We start from the raw sequence: 12,563 nt of genomic DNA, 5'->3' as shown, positions 1-12,563 counted from the left end.
CTTGATTCAGGTCAAAACCCGGCCCTATGATTTTTCCCACCTGATAACAAAACGTCCACTGGTGGTCATTTGCCGAGTCACTCGGTTGATCTGTCCGCCTTCTTCCCGGTCCCTGACACATGAAAATCCTGCCTCGCACCTTCCTGATCGCCGGATGCGGCGCCTCGTTGGTTTCGCTCGCCCACGCGCAAAGCAGCACGGTCACCATGTGGGGCCAGGTTGATTCCGGCGTCACCTACATCAGCAACAAGCGCGGCGGCGCGTCGTGGGGCACGGCGTCCGGGATCGGTGCGCCGACGCGTTGGGGATTGCGCGGCAACGAGGATCTCGGCGGCGGCTATCGCGCGGTGTTCGCGCTGGAGAGCGGCTTCAACGTCAATACGGGCACGCTGATCAAGACCGGCACGCTGTTCGACCGGCAGGCGTATGTCGGCCTCGACGGCCCGTTCGGCACGGTGACGTTCGGGCGCCAGTCCGACCTGATGGACGACGTCGCGATCCGCTACTCGAATGCGTTCTGGAATCGCAACCTGTACTCGTTCCATGCAGGCAACCTGGACAGCCTGACCAACGGCTACCAGATCGAGAATGCGGTGAAATACCGGAGTCCGGACTGGTACGGCATGCGCGTCGGCGCGCTGTACGGCTTCACCGGGTCGGACGCGACGGGTCACAGTGCGGGCGCGTACGCGACCTACGATCGCGGCCCGCTGTCGGTCGGCGTCACGTACATGACGACCCAACGCCGCGTGCTCGACCTGTACAACTACTTCGGCTGGACGCAGTTCCTCGGCCAGACGCTGTCCGCGCAGAAAACCTTCCAGTCGAACGAGGTCAACAACCTGGGCATCGGGTTCACGTACCGGATCACGGAGCCGTGGCACGTCAACGTGCTGTACACGCGGACCGACATCAAGGGCGCGAGCACGGCCACGCACATGCAGAACGTCGACGCCGGCACGCTTTACCGGTTCACCGCGGCGGAATCGGTCACGCTCGACTACACGTATTCGCGCATGGACGGCATGCACTGGAACACGCTCGAGGCCGGCAACCTGTACGCGCTGTCGAAACGCACGCAGCTGCAGGCGACGCTGACGTGGCAGCTCGCGTCGGGCAACGGGGCGACGGCGGCGACCTATCCGAACGGGCCGTCGTCGGGGCGCTCGCAACTGCTCGCGCATGTGGGAATGACGCATTCATTCTGAGCGCCGATGACGTCGGCCGTACGCGCTGCGCGCACGTACGGCCGTCCAGGCTGCGGGTGGCGTGTGGCGTGTTGCGAGCGGCGCCGGTCAGAACCGGTGAATGATCCCCGCACCAAACGCGAACTGGCTACCCGTCGACGACGGCGCGCTGTTGAACCCGTCGCCCAGCGTCGCGGTCGCATCGACGATGCTGCCCGCGCCGCTCGTGCCGAGCGTCTTGCCCTTCGCGTGCTGATACGCTTCGAGCAGGTACAGCCCGGTGCGCTTCGACAGCGCGTAGTACTGCGACAGGTTGAACTGGTGATATTGCGCGCTGTCGGTGATGCCGTTCGATTCGGTCGCACGCGTGTACGCATAGCCCGCGCCGAAATCCCACACCGCCGACGGCTTCCAGTGCAGCACCGCGCCGGCCGTGTTGAAGATCGCGGTGTTGAAGAACTTCGACGCCGCGCCCGGGATGTATTCGGTGTTGGTGTACGTGGCCGTCGCATCCCACGTGTCGCTGAACCGGTAGCTGAGGCCGAGCGCGAACCGCTGCTGCGCCTTCGCGGTCTGGTAGCCGTTCGTCAGCGCCGACACGCCGACCTGCGAGCCGCCATTCGACGTCGTCGAGTTCGCCCCCCACGTGCCGCCGGCCGTGTTCGCGTTGTTCACGCGCTCGAACGCGACGCCGACGCCGAACGGGCCGGCCGCGTACTGGATCCCGGTCGCCCACGTCGAGCCGGCGTTCGTGCTCCCGGCCACGCCGCCGAGCGAGTACGAACCGCTCAGCGTCAGGCCGTACCATTTCGGCGACGTGTACTCGATCGTGTTGTTCGCGCGGTAGATGGTGTCGAGCCCGTCGACGTCGCCCGGGTGCGCGCCGTAGTAGCCGGTGACCCACGTCGTCGGGCTGAACGGCGACATCGTCTGGTAGTACGACGCATACTGCCGCCCCGCGGTCAGCGTGCCGTACGTCGCGTTGGTCAGCCCGACCCACGCCTGCCGGCCGAACATCGCATCGGTGTACTGCGTGGCGCCCGAAGCCGAATTGAAACCCGATTCGAGCGTGAAGATCGCCTTCGTGCCGCCGCCGAGGTCTTCGGCGCCCTTCAGGCCGAACCGGCTGCCGGCCCACACGCCCTGGTTCATCCGGACGACGGACTTGCCGCCGCTCGTCGAGCCGAGCGTCGTCGCGTTGCTCTGGTAGCCGATCCCGTTGTCGACGATCCCGTACAGCGTCACGCTGCTCTGCGCGCATGCCGGTGCGACCACCGCCATCGCGACGCCGGACGTCAGCATCGCCCGCAATGCCTGCTTCTTCATCGATCAGTCTCCTTCCTTGCCTTGTTGAGTGGTGAATACGGTGTTCTGGTGGCGGCTCGCCATCGCCGGATCACGGCCGATACGCATGCCAGCCGTTGCCGCCCGTGCAAACGAGTTGCGAACCCTTGACCTGGCACTGCGCCTCGTAGCCCGGCGAGTACCGCCATGCGTTCAACCACCACCCTGCCCTGCAGTTCGCCTGCATGCCTGTCTCCTTGTCGTTCTGTTCGATATGCCGCGCGTCCGGAACGGGCGATGCGGCAACGTTGCGAAGGTACTGCGGTACGCCGGGCATCGCCGAACGATCCGGCTTGCCGTTCATTGCATCATCAGTATGACTAAGCTAATCCGTCGAACCCGTTGCGAAGAAACCCGAATCCCATCCGATTCGTTTATCGGCGCCGGCCGACCGTGGCCTTACGCGGGTTCCATACCGTATTCGCGCTTGACGCGATCGGCCTGCGGCGACGCGATATACGCGAGAAACCGCGCCGCGGCCGCGCGATCCCGCGTGGTATTGCAGATCGCCGCCGAGAACACCGTCACGGCCTGGGCGGCATCCGGCAGCGCGCCGACCACGTCGATGCCCTGCACGTGCATCAGCTCGCTCAATTGCTGAAAGCCGAGCTCGACATCGCCGGCCGCGATCAACGCGCCGACCGGCACACCTGGCGGCGCCTGGACGAGACGCGGCGCGATCTCGTCGGCGATGCCCCAGCGCGCGAACAGGCGATTCAGGTGCGTGCCGCTCGGCCCCGTCGAATAGCCGATCCGGCCTGCGCGCAAGACGGTGTCGCGCAATGCGGCGTCGGTGCCGATCTCCGGTCGCACACGGCCCGCTGCAATCGCGACCGCAATGCCCGAGCGCGCGATATCCCTGCGGCTGCGCGGATCGACATGGCCGTCTGCCGCCAGCCGCTCGATCGCATCGGACGCCAGCACGACAAGGTCGAACGGCTCGCCGTCCCGCACGCGCCGCGCGGCATCGACGCCGCCGACCGACGTCATCGACACGCGTACGCCCGTCTCGTGCGCGTAGGCAGCCACAAGCTGGCGCAAAACCGGTCGCGTCGCCATCGACGACATGCCCGTGACGCTGCTCGTCGCGCTCGCTATCTGCTCCATCGCCGCCGCCCGCATCAGTCGATGTAACGCAAGCCGGCTTGTCGCAGCGGCTCGCGCATGTCGTACATGTCGAGACCGAGCACGCCGGACGCGAGCTTCGCGCGCTTCGCGGCTTCGTTCGCCTCGCGTGCCACGGCCTTCTCGAGCACCTGCGCCGCGCGCGCGGCCGGCACCGCGACCACGCCGTCGTCGTCGGCGACGATCACGTCGCCGGGATTGACGAGCGCGCCCGCGCAGACGACCGGCACGTTCACCGAGCCGAGCGTCGCCTTGATCGTGCCTTTCGCCGAAACGGCCTTGCTCCAGACCGGGAACTGCATCGCCTCGAGCACCGCGACGTCGCGCACGCCGGCGTCGATGATCAGCGCATGCGCGCCGCGCGCGTTGAAGCTGGTCGCGAGCAGGTCGCCGAAATAACCGTCGGTGCAATCCGCGGTGACCGCCGCGACGACCACGTCGCCGGGCTGAATCTGTTCTGCGGCGACGTGCATCATCCAGTTGTCGCCCGGATGCAGCAGCACCGTGACGGCCGTACCGGCCGCATGCGCGCGCGGATAGATCGGCCGCATGTACGGCTTGAGCAGCCCCGTGCGGCCCATCGCCTCGTGCACCGTCGCCGAGCCGAGCGCGCCGAGGCGCGCGGCGACGTCCCGGTCCGCACGATGAATCGTGCGGTACACCACGCCAAGTTCAGTCATGTTCACAGCCCCTTCGCTTTCAGTTGCGCATCCAGGCGCGGATACACGCGCCGCGCATTGCCTTCGTAGATCTGGTGACGCGCGTGCGCATCGAGCGACGATGCGTCGATGTAGCGCTTCGTGTCGTCGTAGTAGTGACCGGTTTCGGGATCGATGCCGCGCACCGCGCCGATCATCTCGCTCGCGAACAGGATGTTGTCGACCGGGATCACGCCGGTCAGCAGGTCGATGCCCGGCTGGTGGTACACGCACGTATCGAAGAACACGTTGTTGAGCAGGTGATCCTTCAGCAGCGGCTTCTTCAGCTCCTGCGCGAGCCCGCGAAAGCGCCCCCAGTGATACGGCACGGCGCCGCCGCCGTGCGGAATCACGAAGCGCAGCGTCGGGAAATCGCGGAACAGGTCGGAGGTCAGGCACTGCATGAAGGCGGTCGTGTCGGCGTTCAGGTAGTGCGCGCCCGTCGTGTGGAAGCACGCGTTGCAGCTCGTGCTCACGTGGATCATCGCGGGAATGTCGTACTCGACCATCTTCTCGTAGATCGGATACCAGTAGCGGTCCGACAGCGGCGGGCTGGTCCAGTGGCCACCCGACGGATCGGGATTCAGGTTGATCGCGACGTTGCCGTATTCCTCGACGCAGCGCACGAGCTCCGGAATGCAGGTCGCGACATCGACGCCCGGGCTCTGCGGCAGCATCGCGGCCGGCACGAAACGATCGGGAAAGAGGCGATGCACGCGATGGCACAGCTCGTTGCACACGGCCGCCCAGGTGCTCGACACCGAAAAATCGCCGATGTGATGCGCCATGAAGCTCGCGCGCGGGCTGAAGATCGTCAGGTCGAGGCCGCGCTCGCGCATCAGGCGCAGCTGGTTGTGCTCGATCGATTCTCGCAGCTCGTCGTCGCCGATGCGCAGCTCGGCAACCGTGGGCTGCTCCGACGGGCTGCCGATCGCCGCGACCTGGCGATTGCGCCACGCTTCCAGCGCCTTCGGCGCGGTGGTGTAGTGGCCGTGAATGTCGATGATCATGGATGCTCCTGCGTTTGATGATATGTCCGGCACCCTGCCGGCAACCGCGCCGGACGGCGGTTCGCCACACGCCGTCAGTGCGCCGGGTGTTCCAGTTCCTGCGGTTCGGGCGCACTCGCGCGCTGCGTCGTCATGATCGCGATCGCGGCCAGCGTGGCCGGCACCGCGAGCATCGACAGGATCGCGTCGAACTGCCAGCCGAACCCGAGCAACGCGCCGCCGATCGCCGAGCCGAAGATGCTGCCGAAGCGGCCCATCCCCAGCATCCAGCTCACGCCGGTTGCGCGCGCAACGGTCGGATAGCGTCCCGGTGCATACGCGTTCAGCCCCGTCTGCGCGCCGCTCATGCAGAAGCCGGCCGCGAACACCAGCAGCGCGAGCGACGACGACAGCGCACCGGCCCACGCGAGCACGGCCACGCACAGCCCGCCGCCGAGATACGCGGCGCCGATCACCGGCGCCGGCCGCACGCGGTCCATCAGCCAGCCCACGCCGATCGCGCCGATCGTGCCGCCGATCTGGAACATCGCGGTCACGTTCGCGGCCGTGCTGACGGACAGGCCCGCATCCTTGATCAGCGTCGGCAGCCAGCCGGTCAGCAGATAGATCACGAGCAGGCCCATGAAGTACGTGATCCACAGCGACAGCGTCACGCGCCCGTAGCCCTGCGAGAACAGCACGCCAATCGGCTTGCGCGTCGGCAGCGGCGGCTCGTTCGACACGAACGTCTCGTCGCCGCTGAACTGCCCGCCGCACACGCGGTTCAGCAATGCGCCGATGCGCTGCGACGGCGCGCCGCGCACGGCCAGCAAGCGTGCCGATTCGGGCAGCAGCCACAGCTGCAGCGGGATCAGCAACAGCGGCAGCGTGCCGCCGAACAGCAGCACCGCGCGCCAGCCGTGCAGCGGAATCAGCCAGCCGGCGACGAAACCGATCAGCGCCGAGCCGAGGTTGAAGCCGGTGAACATCACGGTGATCATCAGCGCGCGCATCCGCTGCGGCGCGTACTCCGACAACAGCGTCGTCGTGTTCGGCATCGCCGCGCCCAGACCGATGCCGGTCAGCAGGCGCAGCATCGCCATTTCGAACGGCGAATGCGCGTGCGCGGTCACGATCGTGAACACGCCGAACAGGAACACCGACGCGATCAGCACGCGCTTGCGCCCGAACCGATCGGCGCTCGGGCCGGCCACCAGCGCGCCGATCACGAGCCCGATCGGCGCCGCGCTCATCACGAGGCCGAATTCGGGCCGCGAGATCGCCCAGTCGCGAATCACCGACGGCGCGACGAATCCCATGATCGCGACGTCCATTCCATCGGCGATCACGACGAGGCAGCACAGCACCACCAGCAACCACTGGTAGCGCGAGACCGGCCGGTCGTCGATGAACGACTTGATGTCGATTGTCTTGCCGCTTGCCATCATCTCTCTCCTGTCTCCTTGACGACGATCGTTCATATCAATTCGTCATCCTATTTATATGGATGGGTATGTTGCCGGATTACCGCCCGGGAAGGCGCCGCGCTATCGCGGGCGCCTTCGTCACGCGTTACGGATTGCGTTTCTCCCCGGCACCGTCCCAGCCGAGCGTGCCCGCGCTCTTGCCGGCCACCGAGTACAGCGCGCCCGGCGCGTTGCGCGTGCGCTGGAAATCCTCCAGCGATTCGCCGCGCATCGCCGCGTAGATGTGCAGGTTCGACACGCCCGTCACCGCGCCGAGCTTTTCCAGCAGGAAGAAGATCACGCCGTAGCGCAGCAGGCCGGGCCAGTCGCGCCGGCGAATCAGGTCGCGCTCCTCCGCGCTGAGGCCCGCGGTTTCGAAGCTGGCTTCCGGGTCGCCCAGGAACTGCGCGCGATGCGCGGGTTCGATCATCCGGTGCAGATAGTCGTTGATCCGGTATGCGCGGACGGCGCGCTCGATCGTGAACGGATAAGTGCCCGGCAGTTTCTCGACACCGGCCAGTTCGACCGCCATCCGCTGCCGATGACGCTCGGCCGCCGCCTCGTCGACGTCGGTGTCCGCGGGCTCGTAGACGGCCGTCGCGATCCCCGTCATCGACGGCAGGTAGTAACTGCGATGACGGCACACGACACCCGCCGGCAACGCACCGCGCATCGTGAGCCACATCACGACCTCGGCGCCTTCGAAGCCGCCGAGCGTCGCGTATTCGCCGAGCGTCATGCCGGCCAGACGTTCGGGGTCGCGCTCGAACAGGTCGAGAAAGCGTGCGTCCCATTCCGGATGGTTGAAGCCCGCGCGCTCGCCGTGCACCTGGTGCGACAGCCCGCCGGTCGCGACGATCGCCACGCGCAGGTCTTCCGGAAAGCTCTCGATCGCGCGCCGCAGCGCCTGCCCGAGCCGGTAGAAGCGGCGCGCGGACGGCACGGGCAACTGCAGCACGCCCATCTGCAGCGGCACGAGTTGCACCGGCCAGTCGGGCCGGTGCGGACACAGCACCGACAGCGGCGAGAAGCAGCCGTGGTCGAGCGGCTTGTTCTGGAAGAACGACATGTCGAACTCGTCGGCCATCAACGACTGGCCGATATGCGCGGCCAGCGCCGGATGACCGGCGATCGGCGGCAGGTCGCGCGCGCCGCCGCCTTCGTCCGCCGGCTGCCACTGCGGCCCGACGCCCAGCGAGAACGCCGAGTAGTGATCGAAGAAGAACGACGTCACATGGTCGTTGTAGATGAACAGCAGCACGTCGGGGCGCTTCTCGGCGAGCCACCCGGCGAGCGGCGCGAAGTTTTCGAAGATCGGCGCCCAGGCCGGATCGTCCTGCTTGTTCTTGTCGAACGCGAACCCGATCGTGGGCGTGTGGGAGGCCGCGATGCCCCCGATAATCCGTGCCATGCCTATGCTCCTTCGTGATGCTCGAACGCGGTCCGGCCTCGCCGTCCGCAACAGATTGAATGCGTGTTCGCCGGCTACCCGCGGCCGGACGGCTGCGGCGCAAGACTGCGCTTGACGACCAGCGCGAGCGGCACGGCGAAGACAAAGTGCGACATGAACCCGCCGATGATCACGTTCGGGTCGGCATAATTCGGGTGGTTGCTCGACGCGATCATGATCAGCACGTGCATCACGATCCACGCGACGATCGCGAAGAACAACGCAACGAACGTCGCTTCGAAGCCGCGCCGGCGAAACCACGGCCAGATCGCCGCGAACACGATGCCCCACGACAACGCGAACGCGAAGTGGATCGCGGTGCCGAGAACGTACGCGCCGATGCCCAGCGCGTCCTGCACGGCCTTGCCGAACACGAGCCCTGTCGCGTTGCGCGGGATGCCGGCGAGCGGCATCAGGTGCTGCGCGCCGACCCAGACGAGCGCCTCGTACACCCAGATCAGCACCGCGCCCGTCACGCCGCCGCGGATGCCGGCCCGTACCGTGTCGGCCAGCGTCGCGCGCGCCTGCACGGCGTCCGTGGCGCTGCCGACGACCGGCTCGCCGGTCCCGATGATGTGCTGTCGTCCCATTGCACTGCCTCGCTCGTGAGTTCGGGCGCCGCACCCGGCCATGCCCTTTCGTGATCGGACGAACAATGAATCAGATGGCGGCCCGATGCGCCGGCCACCGCGCTTGTGCAGTGCCCGGGATCGAAATTACGCATTCACAGGCATGGTCAAAAAGTAAGTGCAAACCCTTATAAATCGACGTGATCGCATGGCCGACACGCTTTCAAGCGGCATGCGATCAGAGGCGGCAGCGCCCGGAAGGCCCGCCGGATATGGCGCTCGCGCGCTGACTCCCGCGCCGCCGCCGGCACGGCGATGGCGCCGCACGCTTCACGACCGATAAATAAATCAGATAGGCCGATAAGCACGACGCAAGCTCCGGCGTCACCGTTCCGGTAAAGTCGGTCAACCGTCGACGCGACGCGCGCAGCCTCACCGACCGCCCCATGGACGACACCGAACTCCCGAACCTCGCATGCCTGTACGCGGTGCAGCGCGTGGCCGAAACCGGCAGCGTGAGCCGGGCGGCCGCGACGCTGTTTCGCGCGCAGTCGGCCGTCACGCGCGCGGTCCAGGATCTCGAAACGACCCTCGGCGAAGCGCTGTTCGACCGCAAGCCGTCGGGGATGCTCGCGACACCGGTCGGGCGCGCGGTATTGAAACGCGGCGAGCGCGTGTTCGCCGAACTCGGTGCGCTCGCGAACTGGTGCGCGCTGCGCCAGTCGCGCCGCCGCGCATCGGCCGACGGCGGGCTGCCCGCGTACCTGCTCAACACGCGGCGGCTGCAGCTGTTCTCGACGCTCGCGCGACACCGGCACATGCCGAGCGCGGCGCGCACGCTCGGCGTCACGCAGCCCGCTGTCAGCAGCGCGATCCGGATTCTCGAAAGCGGCGCGGGGTTCCCGCTGTTCCATCGCCATCCGCGCGGCCTGCTGTTGACGACCGACGGCGAAACGTTCCTGCTGCACGTGCGGCGCGCGCTGAACGAATTGCGGCATGTCGCCGACGATGTCGCCGCGTTGCACGGCAGCATCCAGGGCGTCGTGACCGTCGGCGCGCTGCCGCTCGGCCGCACGCTGATCCTGCCCGAAGCGGTCGCGCGCGTCGTCACGCGCTTCCCGAAGGTCCGCGTGATCACCGACGAAAGCGCGTACGAAGCGCTCGTCGCCGGCGTGCGCGCCGGCGACATCGACTTCATCCTCGGCGCATTGCGCGCGAGCGACGCAGCGAGCGACCTCGAAAACGAACGCGTGATGTCGGAGAACCTCGTCGTGCTGGCGCGGCACGATCATCCGCTCGCGAGCCTGCGCAACCTGGGGCTCGGGCGCCTGGCCGGCGCGCAATGGATCCTGCCGCGCAGCCACTCGCCCGCGCGCGGCCTGTTCGAATCGCTGTTCCGGCGCATGAAGCTCAAGCCGCCGATGCCGACGGTCGAGAGCGCCGACCTCGCCGTGATCCGCGGCCTGCTGCTGCACACCGACATGCTGGCAGTGCTGTCCGCGCAGCAGCTGCATTACGAATGCGAGGCGGGGCTGCTGACCGTGCTCGACGTGCCGATGCGCGAGACGACCCGCGACATCGGCCTGATGACGCGCGCCGGCAGCCCGCCGTCGCCCGCCGCGCGTGCATTGATCGACGCGATTCGCGTCGTGGCGACCGAGGTCGCACGCACGCCGCACGCCACGGCCGCACGATAACGAAAGCGCATGGCCGATGCGCCGCCGCGCAACGCGACTAGCGCGGCGCGGGTTCCGCGCGTGAAGGCGCCGGCGCGAACGTGGCGTCGATGAACCGGATCACGTCATCGAGCGACGACGTGCACTCGGCGCCCGGCGCGAGTTCCCGGAACGCACCGTCCGGGCCGAAACACACGAGCGGCTTGCGCCAGCGCTGCGCAAGCGCGATCTCCTCGGCCGTCCCGTGACCGCCTGGCAACGCGACGATCAGGTCGCTGCTCAGCACGTTCACGTAGTTGCGGTTGATCGTGTGCGGATCGGCGCCCGGTTCGCGGCGCGGCAGCGGCGTGAGGATCGGGATCTCGACGAACGGATGCGGATAGCCGTCGAGCGGCACGAAGCCCGCTTGCGGATCGGCTTGCGTCGGCAGGATGCCGATCGAGCGCCCGGCGCGCGCCGGCACGCCGGCGAACGCACGCGCGACCGCGAGCATCACGCCCTGCCCGCCGCCCGTCAGCAGATTGAAGCCGGCCTGCGCGAGCCACGCGCCGAGCGGCTCCGAAAACGCGAGCCACGGCTCCTTGCCCGAGCCCATCACGCCGATCGTCAGGTTGTCGCGTTGCATCGTGAATTCCGGTGGAGGTCGTTGGGTTGTCTTGCGCCGTGCCGTGCCGCACATGCCGCTATTCGAGTTCGACGCCCTTGAGTTCGGGGATCAGGAACAGCGTCGCGACCATGTCGAGCACGTAGAGGCCGGCGAGCAGCGCGATCGCCGTCTGGAACGAGTAGTGCGCGGCCAGCGCGCCGACCGCGACCGGCCCGAACCCGCCGATCGCGCGGCCGATATTCCACAGCACGTTCTGCGCGGTCGCGCGCGCGGCGGTCGGATAGCCTTCGGACATCAGCGTCCCGTATCCGCCGACCATCCCGTTGACGAACATCCCCATCAGCGCGCCGGCCCACAGCATCGTCGTCGGATCGGACAGCCGTGCGTACGCGATGACCGTCACGACCGCGCCGAGCTGGTACAGCAGGAACGTCGGCTTGCGCCCGATGCGATCGGCGAGCTGCCCGAACACCCACACGCCGACCATCATTCCGATCACGGTCGCCGCCGTCCACAGCCCCGACTTCGTCAGCGAGAAGCCCATCTGCTTCGACAGGAAGGTCGGCAGCCAGATCATGATCCCGTAGTAGCCGAAGTTCTGAACCGCGCAGAGGATCACGATGCCGACGCTCATGCGCGTGGTGCGGCCGTCAGCGACGAGCATCCGGAACGTGTTCGCGCGCGGCTGCGTCGCGCGCTGCACGAACACTTCCGGCTCGTGCAGCCGGTTGCGCAGCAACCAGGCCAGCAGCGCGGGCAGCACGCCGACCACGAACATCCCGCGCCAGCCGATATGGAGCAGCAGAAGCGGCGTCAGCAGCGCGGCGAGCAGCACGCCGGCCTGCCAGCCGAGCGCGACGTAGCACGACACGCGCGCGCGCTTGCTCGCCGGCCATGCTTCCGCGGCGAGCGCCATGCCGATCCCGAACTCGCCGCCGAGGCCGATGCCCGCGATGGTCCGGTAGACGAGCAGATCGCCGAAGCCCTGCGCGAACGCGCAGAGGCCGGTGAAGATCGCGAACAGCAGGATCGTCCAGGTCAGCACGCGCACGCGCCCGTAGCGGTCGCTCAGGGCACCGAACAGAATGCCGCCGGCGACCGCGCCGATCAGCGTCCACGTGACCAGCGCGCCGCCCTGCCCGGGCGTCAGGTGCAGCGCCGCGGTGATCGCGGGCAGCATGAAGCCGAGGATCAGCAGGTCGAAGCCGTCCATCGCATAGCCGATCGCCGAGCCGGCCAGCGCCTTCCACGCGTAAGGCCCGACCGGTTCCCCGCGCGGCGCCGCCGGGTCGCCGAGCGCCGAAGATTTCATGTTTGCTGCCATGGTGTTGTGCCGGAAATGTCCGGGCGACATTCTAAGGCCAGTTGCCGCGCGTGACCGGCCGGTGAGCGGACGCGGGCGGAAAAGCACCGCATCCCGCTTGCCGGAGCGGGATGCGGGACGCGAAAAGT

At 67.8% G+C, this 12,563-nt stretch carries 12 protein-coding genes; 2 read left to right on the top strand and 10 right to left on the bottom strand.

Annotated elements, in window-relative coordinates; all coding sequences use genetic code 11:
* The first annotated feature begins 119 nt into the window (after positions 1-119).
* Positions 120-1,208, top strand: coding sequence for a porin (locus tag BX604_RS22700; RefSeq protein WP_098553125.1), 1,089 nt, complete (start codon positions 120-122; stop codon positions 1,206-1,208).
* A gap of 87 nt (positions 1,209-1,295) precedes the next feature.
* Here the strand turns inward: BX604_RS22700 and BX604_RS22695 are convergent, their stop codons facing one another.
* From BX604_RS22695 to BX604_RS22660, 8 genes are all read right to left on the bottom strand, one after another.
* Complete coding sequence (locus BX604_RS22695; protein ID WP_098553124.1) at positions 1,296-2,513, bottom strand: porin; 1,218 nt, start codon at positions 2,511-2,513, stop codon at positions 1,296-1,298.
* Positions 2,514-2,583: 70 nt separating this feature from the next.
* Positions 2,584-2,835, bottom strand: coding sequence for a hypothetical protein (locus tag BX604_RS22690; protein ID WP_098553123.1), 252 nt, complete (start codon positions 2,833-2,835; stop codon positions 2,584-2,586).
* 95 nt (positions 2,836-2,930) lie between these two features.
* A complete protein-coding gene (locus tag BX604_RS22685) occupies positions 2,931-3,638 on the bottom strand; it encodes a substrate-binding domain-containing protein (protein ID WP_098553978.1) in 708 nt (235 codons plus the stop codon).
* 14 nt (positions 3,639-3,652) lie between these two features.
* Positions 3,653-4,336 (bottom strand): 4-carboxy-4-hydroxy-2-oxoadipate aldolase/oxaloacetate decarboxylase, encoded by a 684-nt coding sequence (gene ligK / locus BX604_RS22680; RefSeq protein WP_098553977.1) that lies wholly within the window; start codon positions 4,334-4,336, stop codon positions 3,653-3,655.
* Positions 4,337-4,338: 2 nt separating this feature from the next.
* Complete coding sequence (locus tag BX604_RS22675) at positions 4,339-5,364, bottom strand: amidohydrolase family protein (protein WP_098553122.1); 1,026 nt, start codon at positions 5,362-5,364, stop codon at positions 4,339-4,341.
* Between the two features lie 74 nt (positions 5,365-5,438).
* A complete protein-coding gene (locus BX604_RS22670) occupies positions 5,439-6,788 on the bottom strand; it encodes an MFS transporter (protein WP_098553976.1) in 1,350 nt (449 codons plus the stop codon).
* Positions 6,789-6,915: 127 nt separating this feature from the next.
* Entirely contained in the window at positions 6,916-8,220 is a 1,305-nt protein-coding gene (locus BX604_RS22665; protein ID WP_098553121.1) for a gallate dioxygenase, read from the bottom strand.
* 74 nt (positions 8,221-8,294) lie between these two features.
* Positions 8,295-8,849 (bottom strand): hypothetical protein, encoded by a 555-nt coding sequence (locus tag BX604_RS22660; RefSeq protein ID WP_098553120.1) that lies wholly within the window; start codon positions 8,847-8,849, stop codon positions 8,295-8,297.
* A 425-nt stretch (positions 8,850-9,274) separates the two neighbouring features.
* Here BX604_RS22660 and BX604_RS22655 point away from each other — a divergent pair, with 425 nt between their 5' ends.
* Positions 9,275-10,525, top strand: a complete 1,251-nt coding sequence (locus BX604_RS22655; protein ID WP_098553119.1) for a LysR family transcriptional regulator — start codon at positions 9,275-9,277, stop codon at positions 10,523-10,525.
* Positions 10,526-10,562: 37 nt separating this feature from the next.
* Here BX604_RS22655 and BX604_RS22650 read toward each other — a convergent pair whose 3' ends face one another.
* Entirely contained in the window at positions 10,563-11,129 is a 567-nt protein-coding gene (locus BX604_RS22650; protein WP_179894857.1) for a DNA-binding protein, read from the bottom strand.
* 58 nt (positions 11,130-11,187) lie between these two features.
* Positions 11,188-12,435, bottom strand: coding sequence for an MFS transporter (locus tag BX604_RS22645; RefSeq protein WP_098553117.1), 1,248 nt, complete (start codon positions 12,433-12,435; stop codon positions 11,188-11,190).
* Positions 12,436-12,563: the final 128 nt, after the last annotated feature.

This window comes from Burkholderia sp. JKS000303 (assembly GCF_002563755.1).
Classification (GTDB): Bacteria; Pseudomonadota; Gammaproteobacteria; order Burkholderiales; family Burkholderiaceae; genus Burkholderia; species Burkholderia anthina_B.
This window is presented reverse-complemented; position numbering and strand designations above follow the sequence as displayed.

Excerpts from the sequence above, each read along its gene's own strand:
- BX604_RS22700 (WP_098553125.1), top strand. The coding sequence starts at position 120 with ATGAAAATCCTGCCTCGCACCTTCCTGATCGCCGGATGCGGCGCCTCG.
- BX604_RS22695 (WP_098553124.1), bottom strand. The coding sequence starts at position 2,513 with ATGAAGAAGCAGGCATTGCGGGCGATGCTGACGTCCGGCGTCGCGATG.
- BX604_RS22690 (WP_098553123.1), bottom strand. The coding sequence starts at position 2,835 with ATGAACGGCAAGCCGGATCGTTCGGCGATGCCCGGCGTACCGCAGTAC.
- BX604_RS22685 (WP_098553978.1), bottom strand. The coding sequence starts at position 3,638 with ATGGAGCAGATAGCGAGCGCGACGAGCAGCGTCACGGGCATGTCGTCG.
- ligK (WP_098553977.1), bottom strand. The coding sequence starts at position 4,336 with ATGACTGAACTTGGCGTGGTGTACCGCACGATTCATCGTGCGGACCGG.
- BX604_RS22675 (WP_098553122.1), bottom strand. The coding sequence starts at position 5,364 with ATGATCATCGACATTCACGGCCACTACACCACCGCGCCGAAGGCGCTG.
- BX604_RS22670 (WP_098553976.1), bottom strand. The coding sequence starts at position 6,788 with ATGGCAAGCGGCAAGACAATCGACATCAAGTCGTTCATCGACGACCGG.
- BX604_RS22665 (WP_098553121.1), bottom strand. The coding sequence starts at position 8,220 with ATGGCACGGATTATCGGGGGCATCGCGGCCTCCCACACGCCCACGATC.
- BX604_RS22660 (WP_098553120.1), bottom strand. The coding sequence starts at position 8,849 with ATGGGACGACAGCACATCATCGGGACCGGCGAGCCGGTCGTCGGCAGC.
- BX604_RS22655 (WP_098553119.1), top strand. The coding sequence starts at position 9,275 with ATGGACGACACCGAACTCCCGAACCTCGCATGCCTGTACGCGGTGCAG.
- BX604_RS22650 (WP_179894857.1), bottom strand. The coding sequence starts at position 11,129 with ATGCAACGCGACAACCTGACGATCGGCGTGATGGGCTCGGGCAAGGAG.
- BX604_RS22645 (WP_098553117.1), bottom strand. The coding sequence starts at position 12,435 with ATGGCAGCAAACATGAAATCTTCGGCGCTCGGCGACCCGGCGGCGCCG.